The organism is Brachybacterium horti (genome assembly GCF_054777615.1).
In genome coordinates this window covers 529,923-553,462 of record NZ_BAAHAM010000004.1, presented here as the reverse complement: position 1 = coordinate 553,462, position 23,540 = coordinate 529,923, and the positions used below count along the sequence as shown (strand labels likewise).

General features: G+C 72.7%; 21 protein-coding genes. 12 read left to right on the top strand and 9 right to left on the bottom strand.

The window, feature by feature from the left end:
- The first annotated feature begins 156 nt into the window (after window positions 1–156).
- A complete protein-coding gene (locus ACYVAP_RS15475) occupies window positions 157–837 on the top strand; it encodes a GntR family transcriptional regulator (protein WP_498861382.1) in 681 nt (226 codons plus the stop codon).
- Here the strand turns inward: ACYVAP_RS15475 and ACYVAP_RS15470 are convergent.
- The 4 genes from ACYVAP_RS15470 to ACYVAP_RS15455 form a co-directional block, all read right to left on the bottom strand.
- Entirely contained in the window at window positions 818–1,567 is a 750-nt protein-coding gene (locus ACYVAP_RS15470) for a hypothetical protein (RefSeq protein WP_498861381.1), read from the bottom strand. The two genes, ACYVAP_RS15475 and ACYVAP_RS15470, sit on opposite strands and share 20 nt — an antisense overlap.
- A 56-nt stretch (window positions 1,568–1,623) precedes the next feature.
- Window positions 1,624–2,373, bottom strand: coding sequence for a triose-phosphate isomerase family protein (locus ACYVAP_RS15465; RefSeq protein ID WP_498861380.1), 750 nt, complete (start codon window positions 2,371–2,373; stop codon window positions 1,624–1,626).
- Window positions 2,374–2,492: 119 nt separating this feature from the next.
- The gene (locus ACYVAP_RS15460; protein WP_498861379.1) at window positions 2,493–2,963 is read right to left on the bottom strand and encodes a ribose-5-phosphate isomerase; all 471 of its coding nucleotides are present in this window, start codon (window positions 2,961–2,963) and stop codon (window positions 2,493–2,495) included.
- 37 nt (window positions 2,964–3,000) lie between these two features.
- Entirely contained in the window at window positions 3,001–4,704 is a 1,704-nt protein-coding gene (locus ACYVAP_RS15455) for a dihydroxyacetone kinase family protein (RefSeq protein WP_498861378.1), read from the bottom strand.
- A 294-nt stretch (window positions 4,705–4,998) separates the two neighbouring features.
- Here ACYVAP_RS15455 and ACYVAP_RS15450 point away from each other — a divergent pair, with 294 nt between their 5' ends.
- The 4 genes from ACYVAP_RS15450 (at window position 4,999) to ACYVAP_RS15435 (ending at window position 9,248) form a co-directional block, all read left to right on the top strand.
- Window positions 4,999–5,919, top strand: a complete 921-nt coding sequence (locus ACYVAP_RS15450) for a sugar phosphate isomerase/epimerase family protein (protein ID WP_498861377.1) — start codon at window positions 4,999–5,001, stop codon at window positions 5,917–5,919.
- A 38-nt stretch (window positions 5,920–5,957) separates the two neighbouring features.
- Window positions 5,958–6,731, top strand: a complete 774-nt coding sequence (locus tag ACYVAP_RS15445; protein WP_498861376.1) for an SDR family NAD(P)-dependent oxidoreductase — start codon at window positions 5,958–5,960, stop codon at window positions 6,729–6,731.
- A gap of 114 nt (window positions 6,732–6,845) precedes the next feature.
- Complete coding sequence (locus ACYVAP_RS15440; RefSeq protein ID WP_498861375.1) at window positions 6,846–7,805, top strand: 3-hydroxyacyl-CoA dehydrogenase family protein; 960 nt, start codon at window positions 6,846–6,848, stop codon at window positions 7,803–7,805.
- A gap of 102 nt (window positions 7,806–7,907) precedes the next feature.
- Complete coding sequence (locus ACYVAP_RS15435; protein ID WP_498861374.1) at window positions 7,908–9,248, top strand: MFS transporter; 1,341 nt, start codon at window positions 7,908–7,910, stop codon at window positions 9,246–9,248.
- Window positions 9,249–9,321: 73 nt separating this feature from the next.
- Here the strand turns inward: ACYVAP_RS15435 and ACYVAP_RS15430 are convergent, their stop codons facing one another.
- Together ACYVAP_RS15430 and ACYVAP_RS15425 are read right to left on the bottom strand one after the other, a co-directional pair.
- On the bottom strand, window positions 9,322–10,533 hold the full coding sequence (locus ACYVAP_RS15430; protein ID WP_498861373.1) for a toxic anion resistance protein: 1,212 nt from the start codon (window positions 10,531–10,533) through the stop codon (window positions 9,322–9,324).
- Window positions 10,534–10,556: 23 nt separating this feature from the next.
- On the bottom strand, window positions 10,557–11,384 hold the full coding sequence (locus ACYVAP_RS15425) for a hypothetical protein (RefSeq protein ID WP_498861372.1): 828 nt from the start codon (window positions 11,382–11,384) through the stop codon (window positions 10,557–10,559).
- Window positions 11,385–11,492: 108 nt separating this feature from the next.
- Here ACYVAP_RS15425 and ACYVAP_RS15420 point away from each other — a divergent pair, with 108 nt between their 5' ends.
- From ACYVAP_RS15420 to ACYVAP_RS15390, 7 genes are all read left to right on the top strand, one after another.
- Window positions 11,493–13,199, top strand: coding sequence for a cation:proton antiporter (locus tag ACYVAP_RS15420; RefSeq protein ID WP_498861371.1), 1,707 nt, complete (start codon window positions 11,493–11,495; stop codon window positions 13,197–13,199).
- 6 nt (window positions 13,200–13,205) lie between these two features.
- Window positions 13,206–13,337 (top strand): UBP-type zinc finger domain-containing protein, encoded by a 132-nt coding sequence (locus ACYVAP_RS15415; RefSeq protein WP_498861370.1) that lies wholly within the window; start codon window positions 13,206–13,208, stop codon window positions 13,335–13,337.
- A 17-nt stretch (window positions 13,338–13,354) separates the two neighbouring features.
- Window positions 13,355–14,989, top strand: a complete 1,635-nt coding sequence (locus ACYVAP_RS15410; protein WP_498861369.1) for an NAD(P)/FAD-dependent oxidoreductase — start codon at window positions 13,355–13,357, stop codon at window positions 14,987–14,989.
- Between the two features lie 103 nt (window positions 14,990–15,092).
- Window positions 15,093–16,031, top strand: coding sequence for an ABC transporter permease (locus ACYVAP_RS15405; RefSeq protein WP_343903768.1), 939 nt, complete (start codon window positions 15,093–15,095; stop codon window positions 16,029–16,031).
- The gene (locus ACYVAP_RS15400) at window positions 16,028–17,053 is read left to right on the top strand and encodes an ABC transporter permease (RefSeq protein ID WP_498861368.1); all 1,026 of its coding nucleotides are present in this window, start codon (window positions 16,028–16,030) and stop codon (window positions 17,051–17,053) included. Before ACYVAP_RS15405 ends, ACYVAP_RS15400 begins: the two co-directional genes overlap by 4 nt.
- Window positions 17,050–18,720, top strand: a complete 1,671-nt coding sequence (locus ACYVAP_RS15395; protein ID WP_498861367.1) for an ABC transporter substrate-binding protein — start codon at window positions 17,050–17,052, stop codon at window positions 18,718–18,720. Before ACYVAP_RS15400 ends, ACYVAP_RS15395 begins: the two co-directional genes overlap by 4 nt.
- Window positions 18,720–20,339 (top strand): ABC transporter ATP-binding protein, encoded by a 1,620-nt coding sequence (locus tag ACYVAP_RS15390; RefSeq protein ID WP_498861366.1) that lies wholly within the window; start codon window positions 18,720–18,722, stop codon window positions 20,337–20,339. Before ACYVAP_RS15395 ends, ACYVAP_RS15390 begins: the two co-directional genes overlap by 1 nt.
- 72 nt (window positions 20,340–20,411) lie before the next feature.
- On the opposite strand, the gene ACYVAP_RS15385 is transcribed toward ACYVAP_RS15390, so the two are convergent.
- Genes ACYVAP_RS15385 through ACYVAP_RS15375 form a run of 3 tightly spaced genes read right to left on the bottom strand, consistent with a single transcriptional unit; the run spans window position 20,412 to window position 23,405 of the window.
- The gene (locus tag ACYVAP_RS15385) at window positions 20,412–21,575 is read right to left on the bottom strand and encodes a Gfo/Idh/MocA family protein (protein ID WP_498861365.1); all 1,164 of its coding nucleotides are present in this window, start codon (window positions 21,573–21,575) and stop codon (window positions 20,412–20,414) included.
- 2 nt (window positions 21,576–21,577) lie between these two features.
- Window positions 21,578–22,447 carry a sugar phosphate isomerase/epimerase family protein gene (locus ACYVAP_RS15380; protein WP_498861364.1) on the bottom strand — a complete coding sequence of 290 codons (870 nt, stop codon included), beginning with the start codon at window positions 22,445–22,447 and terminating at the stop codon, window positions 21,578–21,580.
- A gap of 13 nt (window positions 22,448–22,460) precedes the next feature.
- Window positions 22,461–23,405 carry an IolE/MocC family protein gene (locus ACYVAP_RS15375; protein WP_498861363.1) on the bottom strand — a complete coding sequence of 315 codons (945 nt, stop codon included), beginning with the start codon at window positions 23,403–23,405 and terminating at the stop codon, window positions 22,461–22,463.
- Window positions 23,406–23,540 lie beyond the last annotated feature (135 nt).

Genomic DNA, 23,540 nt, shown 5'->3' with positions numbered 1-23,540 from the left:
GGCGAACACGAGAGCGGCCGGGACGCCGCCGGGCGGGGGAGTCCCTGCCCGCGAGATCCGGGGAACGCCTGCTCGTCGCGCTGGGTCGTTATCCTATGGGAAGCCCGATCTTCAGGATCCCTGGAGCCGCCGACCCCGCCCGAAGGGATCCTCCCCATGGCCATCCGACGTCAGGTCCTGCGCGACGAGGTCGAGGAGCTCATCCTCCAGCGCCTCCTCGAGAACCGCTGGGCCCCCGGCTCCCGCCTCAGCATCGACGGCCTCGCCCGCGACCTCGAGGTCTCACCCACCCCGGTGCGCGAGGCGATGGTGGCCCTCGAGCGCTCCGGCCTCGTGGAGTACGTGGCGCTGCGCGGCTACGTGGTCGCCCCGCCGCTGGACGCCGAGCACATGACCGAGCTGCTCGACGCCCGCAAGGTCGTCGAGTCCGCGGCCCTGGGTCGCGCCTTCACCCAGTGGGACGCGCTCGTCGCCGATCTCGAGGCCGCGCACGCCCGCCACGCCGAGGTGCTCGCCCAGATCGACGCCGCGGGCGCCGAGGACTACGAGCTGCTCAACGAGCACTTCCGGGCGGACTGGGCCTTCCACCAGGTGTTCTTCGCCCATGCGGACAACCGCTACCTGCGCACCATGGTCGAGAACCTCAGCACCTACAGCCACCGCATGCGGCAGACCTGGTCCGGCGGGCCCGAGACCTTCGACGGCCGCGTGGCCCACGAGGAGCACGGGATCGTGCTGGATAAGGTGCGCCAGCACCATCACGACGGGGCGCTGCAGGCCCTCGCCGCGCACCTCGACGGGGTGCTCGCCCGCTCGCTCAGCGCTGCGGAGGACTGACCCGCACCGGCTCGCCCTGGGCGAGGCGCACGCGCAGGAACTCGGCGTGCACGTCGAGCTCCCGGGTGACGCCCGAGACGAGCCGCCCCTCGACCTCGTCGAGCCGCATGGCGAGGGCGTCGAGCTGGGCGTCGATGCTGCGGAGGTTCGCGAGCGCCGTCTGCCGCGGGCCGTCGCCGGGGGCGGTGAGGAAGCCCGCGTTGTCCTCCGCGGCGCGCACGAGGTCGGGGACGTAGCGCTCGGCCATGCCCTCGAGCAGCAGCACGTCGTCGTCCCAGGGGCGGCGGGTCTGGAGCGCGGGGCTCGCGACGAGCGCGTCGATCCGCAGCAGCAGCGTCTCGGCGCGCCGCAGGACGGGCCGCACGGTGCGGTCGCGCACGTGCCGGCGCACCCGCTGCAGGTCACGGCGCCGACGGCGGGTGGTGCGCACGATCCCCTCGAGGGCGGGGAGCGTGCCCTCGGGCATGGCGACGCCCGAGTCCTGCAGGCGCACGGGGGCGGCGCGACGGTTGCGAAGGGCGAGGCCCAGGGCGCCGCCCACGAGCACGCCGACACCGAGGCCGGCGAGCAGCGGGGCGAGCAGGGTGCCGCCGCCGATCAGGCTCGCGACGCCGAGGGTGAGGAAGCTGCCGAGGCCGAGCACGAACCCGGCGGTGACGGGCACACCGAGCGTGAGCCATCGGCCGCGTCGCCGCGGCCGGACCCGGAGCGTGCCGATCCGCTGTGCCATGGTTCCCCCTGACCTCGCCGTGCGGACCAGGATACGACCGCTCCCCGAGTGGGGTCTCAGGACCGCCCGGCGATCGCGAGCAGCTCGAGGTAGCCCTCGAGCTCCCACGCGGTGCGGCCCACGAACAGGCCGGTCACGTGGTCGATGTCGATCAGATCCGCGGCATTGCCGAGGTTGACGGAGCCGCCGTAGAGCAGCCCGGCGACGCGGCCGGTGTACTGCGCGCCGAGGGCGGCGAAGGGCTCCACGAGCTCCGGGGCCGTCGCCGGCCGGCCCTTCTCGCCGATCGCCCAGATCGGCTCGTAGGCGATGACGACGCGGGAGAGCTCCTCCGCGGAGAGGCCCTCGAGAGCGCCCGCGGCCTGCTCGAGGATGAACGCGCTCGAGCCGCCGGCCTCCTTCACCTCAGCGCTCTCCCCGATGCACAGCAGCGGGGTGAGGCCGTGGCGCAGGGCAGCGGCGACCTTGAGCCGCGTGGTCTCCACCGTCTCGCCGAAGTGCTCGCGGCGCTCGGAGTGGCCGATCTCGACGATCTGCGCACCGGCGTCCTTCGCCTGGGGGACGGACACCTCACCGGTCCAGGCACCGGTGTCCTCCCAGTGAGCGTTCTGCACGCCGAGCAGCACGGGGGAGTCCTCGCCGAGGATCTCCCGCACCGTGGTCGTGGCGGTGAAGGAGGGGATGACGAACGGCTGCACCCCGTCCGGGACGGTGTCGAGGTGCTCGCGCAGCCCCTCCGCCCAGGCCCGCGCCTCGGCGAGGGTCTTGGTCATCTTCCAGCTGGTGCCCACCCACAGGGTGCTCATGCGGCTCCTCCTCGTGTGCTCGTCAGGGATGCTGCTGATTCTTCCGCGCGCCGCGCCCGGCGCCGGACGCCCGGCCGAGGACGGGAGGACGTCGCATCCTGGCCCCGGCCGCGCGTGGCTCAGGCCTGCTCGAGCGACCCGTCGTAGGCGCAGATCGCGTCGACCTTCTCGGCGGAGGAGGAGGTGGGGTCGAACTCGAGGTCGAGCCACACCTTCACGAGCTCCTTGGCGAGCTCGAGGCCGATCACGCGCTCGCCCATGCAGAGGACCTGCGCGTTGTTCGAGAGCACGGAGCGCTGCACCGAGTAGAGGTCGTGGGCGGTGACGGCGCGGATGCCGCTCACCTTGTTCGCGGCGATCGCGACACCCAGGCCGGTGCCGCAGATCAGCAGGGCGCGGTCCGCCTCGCCGGCGGCGACCTTCTCCGCCGCGGCGACGGCGACGTTCGGGTACAGCTCGCCGTCCTCGCGCCCGCCGACGCCGACGTCGGTCACGGACTCGACGCGCGGGTCGTTCTCGAGCAGCTCCTTCAGGGCGGACTTGTGGCCGTAGCCGGCGTTGTCGGATCCGGTGACGATGCGCAGGGCCATGGTGATCTCCTCAGGGGTGGTGGTGCTGGTCAGGACGTCAGGACAGGTGCTCGCCGAGCTCGGTCATGAGGATCGAGAACGAGATCGCGCCCGGGTCGGGGGTGCCGAGCGAGCGCTCGCCCAGCACGCGGGAGCGGCCGAGGCGGGCGGTGATCTCCGCGGTCGCGGCGGCCGCCTCGCGGGCGGCGCCCGCGGCCTCGAGGATCGCGGCGGCCGGGTTCTCCCCGGTGAACGCCTTCTCCAGGGTGGCACGGAAGGGGACGGCGGCGTCGACCATGGTCTTGTCGCCCACCTGGGCGCCGCCGAGGCGCAGCACCGCGTCGATGCCGGCGTCGAGGGCGTCGACGACGGTGCGCGGGGTGGCGCCGTCGTCGTCGGAGCAGACGCCCGCCGCGGCGGTGAGCGCCGCGCCCCAGAGCGCGCCGGAGGTGCCTCCGGCGGACTCGGACCACGCCTCACCGGCCCGGACGAGCAGGGTGCGCGCGCCGGCGCCCTCGTCGAGCGCGGCGCGGGCGGCCTTCGCGGCGCCGGTGGAGCCGTAGGCCATGCCCTGGCCGTGGTCGCCGTCGCCCGCGATCTGGTCGATCCGGCCCAGCTCCGCCTCCTCGCGCGCGCAGACGGCCTGGAACAGGTCCAGGACGTCCGCGACCTTCGCGGCGGTCGTGCGGGAGTCGTCGCTCGCGGCGGGGACCGGGTCCGCGCCGGGGGTCCAGTAGCTCTCGCGTCGCTCGCGCTCGACGGGGGCGACGGCGCCGCGGCGGTAGGCGGGGGTGTCGACGGGCGCGAGCCAGTGCTGCTCGAGCTCCTCGTCGAGGAAGACGAGGGTGAGGGAGAGACCGGCCATGTCGAGGCTCGTGATGAACTCGCCGACCTCGGGGCGCACCGGGGTGATGCCGGCGGCCTCGAGCAGCTCGGCGACCTTCGCGTAGACCACGAAGAGCTCCTCGTACTTCACGGTGCCGAGGCCGTTGAGGATCACGGCGGCGCGACCGGAGGATCCCTCGGGCCGCTCGGCGAGCAGGCCCTCGACGAGCAGGGTCGCGATCTCGTCGGCGGTGCCGACGGGCTCGTCGCGCACACCGGGCTCGCCGTGGATGCCGAGGCCCACGCCCATCTGGCCGGCCGGCACGTGGAAGAGGGCGTCGTCCGCGCCGGGGAGGGTGCAGCCGTCGAAGGCGACGCCGAAGGAGCGGGTCGCGTCGTTGGCCTTCCAGGCGATCCGCTCGGCCTCGTCGAGGTCCGCGCCGGCCTCGATCGCGGCGCCCGCGATCTTGAAGACGGGCAGGTCGCCGGCGATGCCGCGGCGGTCGCGGTGCAGGTCAGGGGTGTTGGAGACGATGTCGTCGCTGACCTTGACGATGCGCACGTCCACGCCCTCGGCGCGGAGCTTCTCGGCGGCGAGGCCGAAGTGCAGCACGTCCCCGGCGTAGTTGCCGAAGCCGAGGATCACGCCGCCGCCGTTCTCGGCGTTGCGGGCGACGGAGTACACCTGCGAGGCCGACGGCGAGGCGAAGACGTTGCCGCAGGGGGCGCCGTGCCCCATGCCGGGGCCCACCCAGCCGGCGAAGGCGGGGTAGTGGCCGGAGCCGCCGCCGATCACGAGGGCGGGCTGGCCCTTCGGGGTCAGCGTGGGGCGCACGACGCCGCCGTGGACCTCGGCGACGTGCTCGGGGTGGGACAGGGCGAGACCCCGGACCGCCTGGGCGGCGAACTGGGCGGGGTCGTTGTAGAGCTTCGTCATCGGGAACTCCTGGGCGGGCGCCGGCGGCGGTGCGGCGCGGTGGACGGGGCGGGGTCGTCGTCGACCGCTCGGGGCGTGGGGACGACCCGTCGACGGAGACGATCCTATAGGAACATGCGGCCCGCGGCGAGACGGCGGGAAGGATCTGCTCCTACCGGCTCGGATGCTGCCGCAGGGTGGGCGCGGCAGGAGGGGCTCGAGCGGCCTCGGCGGGGTCGACGAGAGCCGCGGGTCGCCACCTCCCGGATCTTCCTATAGGATTCCCGGCGAACACTTCATCGAGGAAGGCATCTGATGCTCACCGCTGAGAACTGGCCGATCGGCGCCAACATGCTGTCCTTCGGCAACACCACGCCGGACGGCACCCCGACCCTGGAGGCCTCGTCCTCGGTCTGGGCCTCGCAGCTGCGACAGGTCAAGGAGCTGGGCGTCGACCAGGTCGACCCCACCGACGCCTGGCTGCCGCTCGCGAAGCTCTCCGACGAGCGCCTCGAGGAGTTCCGCCGTGTGCTCGACGGCGAGGGCCTGTCCCTCTCCTCGATCTCCATGACCCGCAACTCCGTCGTGGACGCCCGGAACGGCGAGCAGAACCTCGCCGACGCGCGCCGCTTCGTCGAGCTCGCCCCGAGCTTCGGCGTGACCGTCGTGAACACCGGCTTCATGCAGGCCACGACCCCGGCGCAGAACAGCTCCGTGTGGTTCTGGCTCGAGGACGGCCACCACGACGACCCGGCCCTGCGCGACCTCGCGATCGAGCGGATCCGCGAGCTCGGCGACCTCGGTCAGGCGAGCGGCGTGCAGATCAGCCTCGAGATGTACGAGGACACCTACGTCGGCACGGCCGACGACGCCGTCTCCTTCCTGGGCGACGTCGACCACGCGAACGTGGGCCTGAACCCCGACATCGGCAACATCGTGCGCCTGCACCGCGAGGTCGAGCCCTGGCAGGACATGTTCGAGAAGGTGCTGCCGCACGCGAACTTCTGGCACATCAAGAACTACTCGCGGGACTTCGATCCGGCGACCGGTGCCTACGCGACCGCACCGACCCCGCTCAAGTACGGCTACATCAACTACCGCCAGGTGATCCGCCGCGCCGTGGACCTCGGCTACACCGGCCCGTTCTGCTGCGAGCACTACGGATCCGACTCGCTCGGCGTCATCGCCGAGAACGTGCAGTACGTGCGCCAGGTGCTCACCTCGGCCCTCGCCTGACCCCGATCCCCCCGTCATCACCCTGCGAAGGAGCAGCAATGACCAGCATGTTCCCTGAGAAGCGCACCGCCGTCGTCACCGGGGCCGGTGCCCCGCGCGGCATCGGCCGCCACGTCGCCCGCGCCCTGGCCGCCGCCGGCTGGGACTTCGCCGCCCTCGACATCGACGAGGCCGCCGTGCAGGAGTTCGCGGCGGAGCTCGCCGCCGAGTCGGGCCGCACGGTGATCGGCGTCGGCGTCGACATCTCCGACAAGGAGTCCGTGGAGGCCGCTTTCGCGGTGATCGACCGGGAGCTCCCGCCCGTCATCGCCGAGGTGAACCTCGCCGGCATCCCCAGCCCGCACTCGATCTTCGAGCTCGACGGCGAGACCTGGGACCGCGTCATGAACGTCAACGCCAAGGGCACCCTGTTCATGATGCAGGCCGCGGCGACCCGCATGATCGAGGGCGGTCACGGCGGCCGCATCGTCAACACAGCCTCGATCACCGCCTACGACGGTGGCGGCACCTTCTCCAAGATCGGCTACGCCGCGGCGAAGGCCGCCGTGCTGGGTCTGACCCGCGGCGGCGCCCGTGAGCTCGGCAAGCACGGGATCACCTGCAACGCCATCGTCCCGGGCCCGATCGACACCGACATCATGGGCGGCACCCTCACCGACGAGCGCAAGGCGGGGATGTCCTCCGACATCCCGCTCCAGCGCGTCGGCCAGCCGCAGGAGGTGGCGGGTCTCATCAAGTTCCTGACCAGCGAGGACTCGAGCTTCGTCAACGGGGACTCGATCTTCGTCGACGGCGGCAAGCACATGGTCTGACCGGCCCCTCCCACCCTCACCAGATATCCCATAGGATCACTGCTGTCGCCGCGGCGAGAGACACCGGGCACGACCCGGGCCCGCGGCCCAGCACAGACGAAGGAGTCCCCCAGCATGACCATCTCCACCGTGACGATCGTCGGCGCCGGCTACATGGGCGGCGGCATCGCCCAGGTCCTCGCGATCGCCGGCCTCGACGTGACCCTCGCCGACGTCAGCGTCGAGACCGCGAACGCCTCCCTCGAGCGCCTCCGCAACGAGGCCCGCGAGTTCGAGGCCCAGGGGCTCTTCGCCCCCGGCAGCGCGGACCTCGTCGAGAAGAACATCTCCGCGGGCAGGACCATCGAGGAGGCCGTCGCGGACGTCGACCTCGTCGAGGAGGCCGTCTTCGAGCGGCTCGACGTCAAGCGCCAGGTGCTCGGCCTCATCTCCGAGCACGCGCGCCCCGACACGATCATCGGCACGAACACCTCCACCATCCCGGTGAAGGAGCTCGAGAGCGCCGTGAAGCACCCCGAGCGCTTCCTCACCGTGCATTTCTCCAACCCGGCCCCCTTCATCCCGGGCGTCGAGCTCGTCGCCGGCGAGGCCACCACGCCGGAGACCGTCGCGGCCGTCAAGGAGCTGCTCGAGCGCTCCGGCAACCAGGGCGCGCAGGTCGCGGACACCCCCGGCATGGTCCTCAACCGCCTCCAGTACGTGCTGCTCAAGGAGGCCATGTCGATCGTCGAGGAGGGCGTCGCCACGAAGGAGGACGTCGACACGATCGTCCGCACCACCTTCGGCTTCCGCCTCGGCTTCTTCGGCCCCTTCGCGATCGCCGACCAGGCCGGCCTCGACGTCTACGTCAACTGCTTCGAGACCTTCGAGAACGCCTTCGGCGAGCGGCTCGCGACCCCGCAGCTGCTGAAGGACGCCGTCGCCGCGGACCGCAAGGGCGTGAAGAACGGCGCCGGCCTGCTCGGCACCTACGACGAGGCCACGAGTGCCGAGCTCGTCGCCTACCGCAACAACGCCTACGCGAGGATGTCGCAGCTCCTCGCCGAGCTCGGCCCCGCCCCCAAGGCCTCCTGACCCGGGCCTCCACCCCAGCAGCACCCTGACCGCCGCCGGCGGGCCATGCGCCCGCCGGCCCGGCGGCGCATCCCCCTGCCCTACTCGCCCTGAGGATTCACCGTGGAATCATCCGCCCAGATCGACGAGCGCCGGCTCATCTCCAAGATCACCTGGCGCATCGTGCCCTTCGTCATGGTCCTGTACACGATCGCGTACATCGACCGCTCCGTGCTCGGCTTCGCGAAGACCCAGATGTCCGCGGAGGTGGGCCTCAGCGACGCCGCCTTCGGCCTCGGCGCGGGCCTGTTCTTCCTCGCGTACTTCCTCTTCGAGGTCCCCTCGAACTACGTCCTCCCCAAGGTCGGGGCCCGGAAGTGGTTCGCGCGGATCCTCTTCACGTGGGGTCTCATCACGGCCCTCACCGCGCTGACGAACTCGACCGGCCTGTTCTACCTGCTGCGCTTCCTGCTGGGCGTCGCCGAGGCCGGCTTCTACCCGGGCGTGCTGTTCTACCTGACCTTCTGGTTCCCGCAGCGTCATCGCACCAAGGCGACCGGCACCTTCGTGCTCGCCGCCCCGATCGCCTTCCTCGTCATGGGCCCGCTCTCCGGCGTGGTGCTCGAGCTGAGCTGGTTCGGCCTGCAGGGCTGGCACTGGCTGTTCATCCTCGCGGGCGTCGTCGCGATGACCGCCGCGGTCCCCACCCTGCTGTGGCTGCGGGACACCCCGCGCTCCGCCCCGTGGATGTCCGACGCGGAGGCGACCTGGATCGAGAGCGAGCTGGACAAGGACCGCCTGCTCTACGGCCAGGAGTCGCACGCGAACCCGCTGCGGGCCCTGCGCTCGAAGTACGTGTGGGTGTTCGCCCTGCTCTTCTTCCCCTCGACCGTCGGCATCTACGGCCTGAGCTTCTGGCTGCCCACGGTGATCAGCGCATTCAGCGACTCCTCCGCGGAGACGGGCTGGCTCGCCACGATCCCGTACCTCTTCGGCGTGATCGGCATCTTCGTCACCTCGCGGCTCGCCGCGCGCATGAGCGAGAACTGGATCCCGCTCATCGTCATCTACGTGGGCGCGGCGATCGGCATCCTGCTCGCCGCCGTCGCCCCGCCGGGGCCGCTGCAGATCGCGGCCATGTCCATGGCGGCGTTCTTCCTCTACTCGGTCGCCGGCGTGTTCTGGGCGCTGCCCACCCGCTACCTCGTGGGCGCCACGGCCGCCATCGGCATCGCGTTCGTGAACTCCTTCGGGAACGTCGGCGGCTTCGTCGGCCCCTACGTGGTCGGCGCGGTCTCCGACGCGACCGGCAACCCGGTCAACGGCATGTTCTTCCTGGGCGCGGTCCTCGTGCTCGGGGCGATCGGCGCCGCGATCGGCATGCGCGCCTGGGCCGGCCGGAACCCGGTCGAGGCCACCCCGGGCGTCCAGCCGGACGGCACCCGCGTGGACACCTCCGTCTGAGGTCCCACCCGCAGCACGCAGGCGGCCCCTGCTCCCGAGTCACCGGGGGCAGGGGCCGCTCGCGTGCGCCGGCTCAGTCCTCGATGGACAGGGTCGTGCGGGTCCCGCCCTCGAGGGTGCGGTCCTCGGTGGGGTCGTGCTGGAGCCGCTCGACGTACGGGTGGGCACGCCCCACCTGCTGCTCGAGGGTGTTCACGGTGGTCAGGAAGTTCTCGTTGGCCTTCGCGCGGAAGGCGTCGATGCCGTCCATGGTCGTGAAGAGGTTGTCGAAGGCGCGCTGCAGCGTCTCGGGGGAGACGCCCGAGGTGGCCGCCTGCTCCTGGATGCGCGCCGTGTTCTGGGCGAGCATCTGGGAGGTGCGGTCGATGAGGTCGTTCGTGGTGCGGTTGACCGCGTCGATCTGGTCGAGCACGATCTGCTGGTTCTCGAGCGCCTGCGCCGTGATGACGGCGGTGCGCAGCGCGGTCACGGTCGTGGTGCGGGCCCGGTCCACGCCGCGCGCGAGCTGGGTGTTGTTGTCCTCGATGAGGCCCATCGAGAGGTAGGCCTGGACGGTCACGGCGATCTGGGTGGCGACGTCCTGGCGGCGCTGGCGCACCGCGAAGAGCACGTCCCGCTCGAGGCCGTCGGCGACGTCGGCCCGGCCCTCCGCCCGCGCCTGCGCGGCGCGGTCCACGACCTGCGAGTCGAGCTGTCCCAGCAGGTGGGAGGCCTTCTGGAGGTTCTGGAGGTCCTCCCACAGGGAGCGGCGCTCCACGGCGAGCTCGGCGTTGTCCCGCTGCAGCATCTCCTGCCCTCGGCCCAGCGCCTGGAGCACCTCGTCGAGCTGCTTCTGGTTGGACTCGAAGCCGCGGAAGTAGCGCTTCGCGGCGCCGCGGCCGGGCAGGAAGGACAGCGCCTTGGTGGCGAAGGTGTCCGGCTTCGGCGCGAGGTCCTCCATGCGGGTGCGGAGCTGGACGAGGCTCTGGGCGACCTTCTCCTGGGCGCCGCCGTCGCGGGCGTCCCGCATCGACTGCTCCATGAAGCGGGAGCTCGAGGCGCCCGTGCGCTCGAAGGTCTTCTTGGCGACCGCGCCGATCGCGGCGACCTGCGCGCTGAACTCCTGCGAGTGCGGGTTCAGCGCGGAGACCTCGTCGATCCAGCTGCCGGCCCGCTGCTCGAGCGCCTTCGCCTGATCGGCGGGCAGGTCGCTCAGCAGGGAGACGGCCTTCTCCTCGCTGAGCTCCTCGACGGGCTCCGCGGCGACGAACTCGGGCTCGGGGGTGGGCGGCTGCAGCTTGTCCATGGCTTCTCCTGGTCTCGTGCGGGTCAGAGGTCGATGGTCGGGGTGACGTGGTGGTCCGCGAAGCGGGTGCGGAGGAACTCGGCGTGCACGTCGAGGGAGCGGGTCACGCCGGCGACGAGGTCCTTCTCGATCTCCTCGAGGCTCTCGCCGAGCACGGTGAGCTGCTCGTCGATGCCGCGGAGGTTCGTCAGGGCGTCCTCACGGGCGGCGCCCGCGAAGGTCGCGAGGAACCCGGCGGTGTCCTCGACGGCGTCGAGCAGCTCGGGCACGTAGCGGTCCGCCATGCCCTCGAGCAGGGCGAGGCCGCCGTCGGACGGCCGCCGCGACTGCACCTCCTCGGTGCGGGCGAGCGCCTCGATCCGGGTGTAGAGGTCCTCCGCGCGACCCAGCACGGGGCCGACGGCCGCGTCGCGGCTGCTCGCGCGCAGTCCCGCGATCCGCTCGCGGCCCGCGGCGGTGTCGCGCAGGATCCCCTCGAGCAGGGTGCGGGTGCCGTCGGCGACCTCCGTCCCGGCGGGTTCGAGGAGCGGCGGCTCGGGACGCAGGGTGCGCACGGCGAGCCCGCTGCCGCCCGCGGCGATCACGCCGACCCCGGCGGCGAGGGCGATGCCGCCGATCCCGCCGATGCCGAGGAGGAGTGTCGCGGCCCCGGCGACCACCCCCAGCAGGAGCGGCAGCCCCAGGCCGAGGAGGCGCCCGCCGCGCGGGGCTCCGGGGGTGTGCACGGTGCCCTCGAGGGGCTTCTCGACCGGCCCCCACAGGTCGCGGCGCTCCGCCGTCGCCTTCCAGGGCAGGTCCTGCTCCCCGGGCGCGGTGGGCCCCGGGTCCGGGCGGTCACTGGGATCGGTCACGGTCACCCCGGTCCTGGTCGAGGGCGGAACCCCCCGAGCCTATCGCCGCCCCCTGGGGGTACGCCCGGAGCCTCCCGGACGCGGCCCGGGTGCGGCATGATCCCTGGAGTGGACATCCTCCTTCTCGTCGTGGGCCTCGCGGTCGCCACCCTCGCGGGGACCGCGCTCGCCGAGCGCCTGCGCCTCCCGCCACCCATGGTGCTGCTCGCCGTCGGCCTCGTCGGCTCGTTCCTGCCGATGATCCCCGCGGTCGAGCTCTCCCCGGAGCTCGTGCTGTTCGGCCTGCTGCCGCCGCTGCTCTACTCGACCTCGCTGCAGACCTCGATCCAGGACATCAAGGCGAACATCGTCCCCGTCCTGCTGCTCTCCGTCGCGCTCGTCGTCCTCACGACGCTCGGCGTCGCCGCCGTGGTCATGGCGATCATGCCCGACGTCGGCTGGCCGGTCGCGATCGCGCTCGGCGCCGTCGTCGCCCCGCCGGACGCGGTCTCCGCGAGCGCCGTGGCCCGACGGATCGGCCTGCCCCGGCAGATCGTCACCGTCCTCGAGGGCGAGTCGCTGCTCAACGATGCGACGGCGCTGGTCTCCCTGCGCACCGCGATCGCCGCGATCTCCGGCACGGTCGCCGTCGCCACCATCGCGGAGGACTTCGTCATCGCCGCGGGCGGCGGGCTGATCGTCGGCCTGATCGTCGCGCTCGTCGTGGTGCAGGTGCGCCGGCTCGTCCACGACCCGCTCATCGACACCGGCATCTCCTTCGTCATCCCCTTCGCCGCCTACCTGGTCGCGGAGGAGATCGAGGCCTCGGGCGTGATCGCGGTGGTCGTCGCGGGGTTGCTGATCGGCCACAAGGCGCCGATCGTGCAGACCTCCGCCTCCCGCATCACCGAGCGCGTGACCTGGACGAGCATCGCCTACCTGCTCGAGCACGCCGTCTTCCTGCTGATCGGCCTGCAGGCGGCGAGCATCGTCGCGGGCCTCGACGGCAGCGTCTCCGCGCTCCGGGCGATCGGCTTCTGCCTCGCCGTGCTCGCCGCGGTGATCGTGCTGCGCGTGCTGTGGGTGAGCCTCGTCCACGGGATCCAGAACCTCACCCGTAAGGACCGGGACCGGGAGCCGTGGTCCCATGCGCTCGTCGTCTCCTGGGCCGGCATGCGCGGCGTCGTGACGATCGCGGCGGTCTTCGTCATCCCCGCCTCCGTGCCGCATCACGACCTGCTCGTGCTCGCCTCGCTCACGGTCGTGCTCGGCACGCTCTACCTCCAGGGTCTGAGCCTGCCGTGGCTCACCCGGCTGCTGCGGGTGCGCCCCGAGGACCCGGCCGTCGAGGCCCTCGCCCGCGCGACCGTGCTGCACAAGGCGGGGGAGGCGGGCCTCGCCGAGCTCGAGACCTGCGCGGGGGAGACCCCGGAGGACGTGATCGCCGGGGTCCGTGCCCGCGTGGACCAGCGCAGCTTCGCCGCCTGGGAGCGGCTGTCCACCTCCTCGGACGACGAGACGCCCAGCCAGGCGTACACCCGCGTGCGGCGGAGGATGCTGCGCGCCGAGCGCACGAAGGTGCTCGAGATCCGCAGCAAGGGCCGCACCCCGTCCCACGTGATCCGCGAGGTGCTCGGCATGCTCGACCTCGAGGAGTCGATGCTCGACGAGGCGGAGGGCGCGCACGGCGACATGGTCGCGACCGGCGCCGGCGAGGGCGGCTGGTGCGAGGAGCTGCAGGCCTTCCCCATCGCGGAGACGCCAGAGGACCCCGTGTGCGCGAGCTGCGTGGCCGAGGGTGCCCGCTGGGTCGCCCTGCGCCAGTGCCTCGAGTGAGGGCACGTGGGCTGCTGCGACAGCTCCCCGGCGCAGCACGCGACGAACCACTTCCACGACACCGGCCACCCAGTCATGCAGTCCGCGGAGGCGGGCGAGACCTGGCGCTGGTGCTACATCCACCACGCGACCGCCTGACGACGCGAGGAGCCCTCATGAGCGATCCGATGATCCTGCTGGTCACCGCCGAGAACGAAAAGGTGCTGCGGGCCCAGTTCGGCCGCTACGCCGCGGAGTACGCGGTGACCGTCGCGCCGTCCCTCGAGGAGGGCGTCGCCCTGATCCGCCGCGCCGAGGAGGAGGGCGCCCCGCTCGCCCTGATGGTGCTCGACACGACCCTGCCCACGCCCTCCCTCAAGCACGCCCTGCACGAGCAGCGGGCCCTCGTCCCCACCGCGCGCCGGCTCGCCGTGACCCCCTGGCCGCAGTTCCTCGAGCACGCGCAGGCGCTGCGCCACAAGGTCGCCATGGGCGCCTTCGACGCGCACCTGCTCATGCCGCGCGGGGTGCGGGACGAGGAGTTCCACTCCGCCGTCGTCGAGCTGCTGAACGAGTGGACCGCGACGATCGCCGCACCGCAGGTGGAGACCGTGCGGATCATCGCTCCGCCCGGGGACCCGGTCGCGCGGGAGCTGCACGACTACCTCTTCCGCGGCGGCACCCCGCACGGCGTGCACCCGCCCGGCCCGGGCGACGTCGGCCCGTACCCGCAGGTCGTCACGCAGGACCGCCCGCCCCGCCACGTGCCGGACGTGCGCACCCTCGCCCGTGAGCTGTTCGGCCGGTCCGACGCCGCCTCCCTCGCGGACGTCGACGAGGTGCTCGACGTGGTCGTCGTCGGCGCGGGGCCCGCGGGCCTCGCCGCCTGCGTCTACGCGGCGAGCGAGGGGCTCACGACGCTCGCGCTCGAGGCGGGCGCCGTCGGCGGGCAGGCCGGGAGCAGCTCGATGATCCGCAACTACCTCGGCTTCCCGCGCGGCATCTCCGGCATGCGCCTGTCCACCCGTGCCCGCAGCCAGGCGATCCGCTTCGGCGCCCGCTTCTTCCCCGGCTGGGAGGCGGAGGAGCTCGTGCCCGGCGAGGACGGCGCCCCGCACCGGGTGCGCACCGAGGCGGGGGAGCTGCTCGCCCGCACCGTCGTCGTCGCGACGGGCGTGGCCTACCGCCGGCTCGGGGTGCCCGCGCTCGAGGAGCTCGTGGGCCGCGGCGTGCACTACGGCGCCGCGATGACCGCCGCCCGCGAGATGGAGGGGCAGGACGTGGTCGTCGTCGGCGGCGGCAACAGCGCCGGTCAGGCGGCCGTGCACCTCGCCCGCTTCGCCCGCTCGGTGACGATCGCGGTGCGCCGCCCGGACCTCCGCTCCACGATGAGCGCCTACCTCATCACCGAGATCGCGGCGAACCCGCGGATCACCGTCGAGGGCTCCACGCAGGTCGTCGACGGCGGCGCGGAGGACGGCGACCTCGCCTGGCTCGAGCTCGAGCGCGACGGCTCCCGCGAGCGCCGACCCGTCCAGGGCCTGTTCCTGCTGCTCGGCGCGGAGCCCCACTGCGAGTGGCTGCCCGCCGCGGTGCGTCGCGACGCGAAGGGCTACGTGCTCACCGGCCGTGACGTGCCGGGGGAGGACTGGCGCGGCGGGCTGCCGCCCGCGGAGCTCGAGACCTCCGTGCCGGGCGTCTTCTGCGCGGGGGACGTGCGCTCCGGCTCGATGAAGCGCGTGGCCTCGGCGACGGGGGAGGGGGCCGGGGTCGTCTCCCGCATCCACGAGCACCTCGCCCGCACCGACTGATCCGCCTGTGGCCTTGACCGCATGTGTCCTCCGGGGCGACCGCGGCGGGTGGGCGGTGGGATACTGACCAACGTTCACGTTGGGACAATCGAAAGCCTTGATGATGACGACCAGCGATGCCCTGCCGGCGGAGGCGGCCGCCTCGCTCGACGAGCGCCCCGCCCGCCGCTCGGTGGGCCGCGCCTTCCTGCGCCCGCTGCCGCTCGCGGCCGCGGTCGTCGTGCTGGTGAGCGTGCTCGCCGCCCTGCTCGCGCCGCAGCTCGCCGCGCTCAGCGGCAACGACCCGTTCACGTACCACGCGGACGCCCTGGGCCCCGACACCGCGCCCGCCGGCGCGCTGGGCGGCGTGAGCGGCGACCACTGGTTCGGCGTCGAGCCCGGCACCGGGCGCGACCTCTTCTCCCTCGTCGTCTACGGGGCGCGCGTGTCCCTGCTCGTGGGCCTCGCCTCGACCCTGCTCGCGACCGTGATCGGCGTGGTGCTCGGGATCGTCGCGGGCGCCGTCGGCGGCGTCGTCGAGAAGCTCGTGGACTTCGCGACCGACGTGACCCTCGGCTTCCCCTTCCTCATCTTCGCGATCGCGCTCAGCGCGCTGTTCCCGCTCGAGGCGCCCCGCGCCCTGCTGCTCACCCTCGTCATCGGCATGTTCGGCTGGCCCTCGATCGCGCGCGTCGTCGCGGCGGAGACCCGGGTCATCGTCCGCCAGCCCTACGTCGTCGCCTCCCGCGTCATGGGCGCACGCTTCGGGCACGTCTTCCGCCACCAGGTGCTGCCGAACGTCGCCTCGACCGTCATCGTCTTCTCCTGCATCTCGCTGCCCGGGCGCATCGCCGCGGAGGCCACGCTGTCCTTCCTCGGCGTCGGCATGCTCCCACCCACCCCGTCCTGGGGCCGCTCGATCGGCGACGCGATCAACTGGCTGCTCGTGGACCCCGCCTTCCTGCTCTTCCCCGCGGCGGCCCTGTTCCTCGTGACCTTCTCCTTCACCATCCTCGGCGACACCCTCCGGGACGCCCTCGACCCGCGGGGAGGCCGCCCGTGATCCCCGCCCTCCAGCGCGTGGCCCGCAGCCTCGGCGTGCTGCTCGTCGTCCTCGCGCTCACCTACGCGATCTTCTACCTCGCCCCGATCGACCCCGCCCTGCGCATGTGCGGCAAGCCCTGCTCCCCGGAGGACCTCGAGGCCGCGCGCGGCTTCATGGGCTTCGACCGCCCCTGGTGGGCGCAGCTGGGCAGCTTCCTCGCCGCGATCGTCGTGGGCCGCACCTACGGCTCCGGGGACGTGCTCGTGCACTGCGCCGCCCCGTGCCTGGGCTACTCCTTCCAATACCACCAGGACGTCACGACCCTCATCGGTGAGCGGTTCCCGGTCACCGTCTCGGTCGCGATCGGCGCCGTCGTGCTGCAGTCCGTCCTCGGCATCGCCGCGGGCGCCCTCGCCGCCCGTCGCCAGGGCGGGATCCTCGACCGGGTCGTCACCGCGGTCTCGGTGATCTCGGCCTCCGCCCCCGCCTTCGTCGTGGGCCTGCTCGCGGTGGTCGTCGTCGCCCTGCGCCTGGGCCTGCTGCCCAGCGGCGGCTACGAGAACCTGGCCGACGGCCCCGGCCCGTGGGCGCTGCACCTGATCCTGCCGTGGGCCACGCTCGCCTTCCTCAACGGCGCCGTCTACGCCCGGCTCGTCCGCTCCTCGATGATCGAGCAGCTGGGCCTGGACTACGCGCGCACCGCCCGCGCCGCCGGCCTCCCCGAGCGCCGCATCGACCGCTACGCCCTGCGCAACCTCGCCCTGCCGCTCACGACCCTCGTCGCCCTCGACCTCGGCGCCCTGCTCGGCGGCACCGTCATCACGGAGCGGATCTTCGGCCTGCCGGGCCTCGGCGCGCTGCTGCTCGACGCGACCTCCACCGCGGACCTCCCCGTCATCGTCGGGACCACGTTCGTCGGCTCCCTGCTCATCGTCCTCGCGAACCTCGCCGCGGACCTCGCCCGGCCCCTGCTCGACCGCCGTCTGGCCGTCGGCGGCCGCCGCCCCGCCACCCCCACCACCCAGGAGACATCCTCATGACCAGCCCCCGCCTCCCCCGTCGCGGCCTCCTCGCCGCCGGCCCCGTCGTCCTCGGACTCGGCGCGCTCGCCGCGTGCACCGACGGCGGCTCCTCCTCCTCGTCCGACGCCGGCGGCGCCCAGGGCGGCACCCTCACGATCTTCTCCACCAGCGAGGACATGAGCTTCGACCCCGCGACGAGCCAGAGCCTCGCGATCACCTCGCTGGGCCTCACGGCGCGCCGCCTCACCGCCTGGAAGACCTCGGCCGACGCCCCCACCGAGCTCATCCCCGACCTCGCCACGGACACCGGGACCCCGTCGGACGACGGCAAGACCTGGACCTTCACCCTCCAGGACGGACTCACCTTCGAGGACGGCACGGCGATCACCGCCGCGACCGTGAAGTACGGCCTCGAGCGCTCCTTCGCGAAGGAGCTCACGGGCGGCCTGACCTACCACAAGGTGCTGCTCGAGGGCGGCGAGGACTACGAGGGCCCCTTCTCCGGGAAGCACCTCGACTCGATCGAGGCGAAGGACGAGACGACCCTCGTCTTCCACCTCAACCGCCCCTACGGCGCCTTCGGCTGGATCGCCTCGACGCCCGCCTTCGCGCCCGTCCCCGAGGACTCCGGCGAGCCCGAGAGCTACGCGACCAAGCCGGTCGCGAGCGGCCCCTACCGCGTGGCCTCGTACAAGGCCGGCAGCCAGGTCGTCCTCGAGCGCAACGAGAAGTGGGACTCCTCGACGGACCAGGCCCGCACCGGCGGCCCCGACAGCATCGAGTTCGCCCTCGCCCAGGACTCCAGCGTCGTCGCCCAGTCGCTCATCGCCGACCGCTCCGACGCCCAGGACGCCTTCCTCGCCAGCTTCGTGCCGGCCGCCCAGCTCGTCCAGGCGCAGAACGACCCCAAGGTGGGCGACCGCCTCGTCACCTCCGGCCCCGGCGCGCTCGAGTACCTCGCCATGAACACGCAGTCCGAGGCGCTCAAGGACGTCAAGGTCCGCACCGCGATCCAGTACGCCGTGGACAAGGAGGCCTACCGCACCGCCAAGGGCGGCGAGATCTCCGGCGACTACGCGACGACCCTCATCACCCCCGGCATCGAGGGCCGCGAGGAGTACTCGCTGTACGGCGACGCGCCCGCGGGCGACGCCGAGAAGGCGACGTCCCTGCTCGCCGAGGCCGGCGTGAAGGACCTCAGCCTGCGCCTGGTCATCACCGAGGACGAGACCGCCGCCGCGGAGGCGATCCAGCAGGGTCTCGCCCGCGCCGGCATCACCGTGACGATCCAGCCGCTCGACGAGAACGCCTACACCTCCGAGGTCCCGGCGGGCGACGGCTCCGGCTACGACCTGGTGCTCGGCTCCTGGCAGCCCGACGTCCCCTCCCCGGACGCGAACCTCACCCCGCTGTTCGACTCGAGCCAGATCGGAGGCGGCAACTACAACCTCGCCCGCTACTCGAACCCCGAGGTGGACAAGGCCCTGCTGGACGCCTCCTCGACGGTCGACGCCGACGAGGCCGCCGCGAAGTGGGCCGCCGTGGACAAGCAGATCCTGCAGGACTCCCCGCTGGTGCCGCTCATCTACTCGAAGAACTCCTTCCTCCACGGTTCCGGCGTGAAGGACTTCGTCATCGGCGAGTTCCCGGCCTACCCGAACTACCTCACGGTGACGCTGGGCTGATGACCACCGCGAGCGACCTCCTCGTCCTCGACGCCCTGCACGTGGCGATCGCGGGCCGGACCATCGTGTCCGGCCTGGACCTCACCGTGCGCCGCGGCCGGATCACCGCCCTCGTGGGCGAGTCCGGCTCGGGCAAGAGCATCAGCGCCCTGTCCACGATCGGACTCCAGCCCGCGGGCGCGGAGGTCCGGGGCAGCGCGCGGCTGGACGGGGAGGAGCTCGTGGGCCTCGCGCCGGGGCCGCTGCGGCAGGTGCGCGCGCACCGCGTGGGCACCGTCTTCCAGGAGCCGGGGCAGTCGCTGTCCCCGGTCATGAAGGTCTCCGCGGCCTTCCGGGACGTGCTCGCGGTGCGTGAGGACCTCCGCGGCGCGGCCCGCGTGCGGGAGCGGACGCGGGAGCTGCTCGCCTCCGTCGGCCTCCCGGACCCGGACCGCACGGCCGCCTCGTACCCGCACGAGCTCTCCGGCGGCGAGATGCAGCGCGTCGTCATCGCCCTCGCCCTGAGCGGCGACCCGGATCTGCTGATCGCCGACGAGCCCACCACCGCCCTCGACGTCACCGTGCAGCGCGGCATCCTCGAGCTGCTGCGCCGCATCGTCGAGGAGCGCGCGGTGGGGGTCCTGCTCATCACGCACGACATGGGCGTGGTGGGCGAGATCGCGGACGAGGTCGTCGTCCTCAAGGACGGCGCCGTCGTCGAGACGGGGAGCGTGCGCGAGGTGCTCGGGAACGCCTCGGCGCCCTACACCCGCGAGCTGCTCACCGCCGTGCCCCGGCTCGCCGAGGCCCTCGAGCACGCCTCCGCGGCCGACGGCGCCGCCGAGGAGGGGGAGCCCGTCGTGCGCGTCGAGGGGCTCTCGGTCGAGTACCGCCGTCGCGGCGGCGCGCACCGGGCGCTCGACGGGGTCGGCATGGAGATCCGGCCCGGGCAGATCCACGGTCTCGTGGGCGAGTCCGGCTCCGGCAAGTCCACCTGGGGCAAGGCGCTCGCGGGCCTCGTCCCCGTCGAGGCCAGCACCCTCGAGCTCGGCGGCGTGGACCCGCGCACCCTGGGCCATGCCGCCCGACGCGCGGCGTACGCCCAGGTGGGCATGGTGTTCCAGAACCCTGCCTCCTCGCTCAACCCGCGGCGCACCGTGGGCTGGAGCGTGGGGGAGCCGCTGCAGCTCGAGGGGACCACGAGCCGCGCCGATGCCGCGCGGCGGGTGGCGGCGGCGCTCGAGCAGGTGCGCCTGCCCGCCTCCTATGCGCGCCGGCTCCCGCACGAGCTCTCCGGCGGGCAGCGCCAGCGGGTCTCGATCGCCCGTGCGCTGATCCGCAGGCCCTCCCTGCTCGTCGCCGACGAGCCCACGAGCGCCCTCGACGTCACCATCCAGGCGCATGTCATCGAGGTGCTGCGCGAGGCGATCGAGGAGGCGCGCTTCGCGTGCGTCTTCATCAGCCACGACCTCGCCGTCGTCGGCTCCCTCGCGGACCACGTCACGGTGCTCCGCGCCGGGAAGGCCGTCGAGCAGGGCACCGCGCGCGAGGTGCTGGGATCCCCGCAGCACGAGTACACCCAGGCCCTGCTCGCGAGCATCCCCGACCCCGAGCGCCGCCTCCGCCCCGACGCCGCCTGACCTGCCCGCCCGTTTGCGCGCCTGAGTTCCACTAACGGAACCCCAGCGCGCAATCGGACAAGGCGGCCGACCTCAGCTCGCGCTGACCGCCTCCCACGCCCGGCTCGCGGCGGAGCGGACGATCGCCTCGCACGCCTCGGCCGCGCGCAGCCCGTCCTCGGCGTTCGGGGCGAGCGCCGAGCCGACGGTGACGTCGGAGAGGAAGGCCGCGCCCTCGATGGTCTTGAGGTCGTCGAAGCTCAGCGGGATGCCGGGGCCGGGCTGGAAGCGCGCGTAGTCGCCGTGGCCGGCGCCCGCGAGCACGGTCGTGTAGCCGTGCTCGGTGCCGCCGTCGCCGATCATCACCTCGAACTCGTTCATGCGGGTGAAGGACCAGCGGGCGGAGCCCTCCGTGCCGAACACCTCGAGGGCGTAGTCGGAGCGGTGGCCGCGGGCGACGCGGCTGGACTCGAGCGTCGCGTGGGCGCCGCCGTCGAGGTGGGCGAGCGCGGCGGCCCAGTCCTCGTTGCCCACGGGGCCGTGCTCGCCGCTCAGCTCCATGCCGCCGTGGCCCACGCCCGCGCCGAGCGGGATCGGCCGCTCCCGGATGAACACGTCGGTCATGGCGCTGACCTCGGTGATCGCCTGCCCGGTGACGTGGGAGACGAGGTCCACGCCGTGGGAGAGCAGGTCCCCGATCACGCCGCTGCCCGCCTTCTGGCGGTCGTAGCGCCAGGTGAGGGGCCCGTCGGGCGAGGAGGCGTAGTCGGCGTCGAGGTGGCAGCGCACGTTCGTCACGCGGCCCAGCCGCCCCTCCGCGACGAGCGCGCGCAGGTGCGCGATCGCGGGGGCGTGGCGGTAGTTGAAGCCCACCGCCGTGGCGATCCCGGCCTCGCGCGCGGCGTCGCGGATCTCCCGCGACTGCGCGGCGGAGACGCCCATCGGCTTCTCGATCCAGAACGGCTTCCCGGCCCGCGCGGCGAGCAGGGCGAGCTCGCGGTGCAGGAAGTTCGGCGAGCAGATCGAGACGACGTCCACGGCCGGATCGGCGAGGGCCTCCTCGAGGCTCGACACGGCCCGCTCGACGCCGAACTGCTCGACGGCCGCCCGCTGGTTCGTCTCCACCGGGTCCGCCGCGACGACGAGCCGCGGCCGCACGCCCAGCTCGGGATAGCGCGAGGGCAGCCGCTGGTAGGAGGCGGCGTGGAGCCGCCCCATCCAGCCGAGCCCGACGACGGCGACGCGGATCTCCCGCATGCTCACTCCCCGCCCAGCTCGGTGAGGATCCGCTCGCGCATCCGGCGGTGGATCGCGTCGGCGTCCTCCTCCCAGCCGAACACGCACACGGAGACGGTGCCGTCGTAGCCGCGCTCGCGGAGGTACGCGAAGGCGTCGTCCCAGTCGATCTCGCCGTTGCCGATCTCGTTGTGCTGGTGCACGCGGGCGTCCACCCCGGGCGGGTTCACGATGTAACGGTTGCCGACGTTGGCCGTGTGGTCGAAGACGTCCGCGACGTGCAGGTGGCGCAGCCGGTCCCCGGCGTACTCCATCATCTGGCGGGGTGTCCTGCGGCCCTGCCCCAGGTGGAAGGCGTGCGGGAAGCAGAACTCGTAGTTCAGCCAGTCGCGGTCCACGCCGCGCACGATCTGCACGGCCCGGTCGTTGTCCTCGACGAAGTCGTAGGGGTGCGCCTCGATCGTGCACTCGAGCCCGTAGCGCTCGAAGTCGGGGATCAGCTCCTCGATCGAGCGGTAGAACTGCGACTCGCTGCGCCGCGGGCTGTTCGGGTCGCCGGAGAACTCGGTCGCGATGAGCGGCACCTCGAGGGCGTCGGCGATCTCGAGCAGGCGCCGCCAGTTCCGCACCTGCGCCTGCCGCTCCTCCTCGTCGGGGCTCGACCAGTCGAAGACGGGGTTGAGGGAGTGGATCCGCACCCCGGTCTCCGTCATCGCATGCTTCACCTCGGCGATCTGGTGGCGGTCCACCTTGGGGTAGTGGTGCCATTCGTGGAAGTCCGCGCGCGGCGACAGCTCGAGGTAGCGGTAGCCGAGCTCCGCGGCCTTGCGCACCTCGTCCGCGACGCTGAGGTGCGGGTGGTACATGCTCGGATCCAGCAGGACCTTCACCATGGGTGCGCCTCCGTCACTTCACGCCCAGGCCGCACTCGGCCAGGTGCTCGCGGGTCGCGATCGCATTGGGCAGCGGCAGCCCCGGATCGCAGGGGTACAGGTCCTGCTCGCAGATGACGTACAGGTCCCGGTCGAGCGTCGTCAGCTTCGCGACGAGCTCCTTCATGTCCGGCAGGCCGGCGGGCGGGCGCACCGAGGCACCCTTGGCGACGGCCTCGCCGAAGGGCCAGTCGTTCTCGTGGGCCTGCCGGGTGAGATCCGGGTCGAAGGCCTTGATGTGCACGTAGCCGATCCGCTCGGGGTAGTCCTCGATCATCTGCACGGGGTCGCCGCCGCCGTAGACGACGTGGCCGGTGTCCAGGCAGAAGGAGACGAGCTCCGGGTCCGTCGCCTCGAAGATCCGGGAGATCTCCTCGGGCGTCTCGATGTGGCTGTCCCCGTGGGGGTGCAGCACCATCGTGAGCCCGTAGTCCTCCTTGAGGAGCTTCCCGAGCCGGTTCGCGTTCTGGACGTAGAGCCGCCAGGCGTCCCCGGTGAGATGCCGCTCGTCGGTGAACTCCCAGGTCTTGTCGTCGCGGTAGAGCGGCGGCAGGTGCACCATGTACTCCGCGCCCACCTCGGCATGGGTCTGTGCGATCGCGCGGAAGGTGCGCTCGGTCTCCGCCCACGCCTCCTCCTGGTGGAGCACGCCCCAGCCGGTGCCGGCGACGACCCGGAAGCCGTGCTCGTCCATCACGGAGCGCAGCTCCGTCGCGTCCTGGGGGAAGTAGCCCCACGGCCCGGTCTCCATGACGGAGAAGCCGGCCTCCGCCATCTCGCCGAGCGCGGTGCGCCAGGGGATCTGCTTCTCGTCCTGCGGGAACCACACGCCCCACTGGTCGGGGCACACGCCGATGGTGAGGCGGTTCTCGGGATTCCGCGAGCGGTCGACGGCGACGTCGGGGGAAGTGCTGGTCATCTGGGGCATCTCCTTCGATGCGGAGGTCATGGCTGTTGCTGGCGGTCCCGGCCCGCCCCCTCGCGGATGGTCCGATTCCGTTCCACTCCGGAGTCGGATCTGGAACGAAATCGGACCATCGCGGAGAAGGAGGCG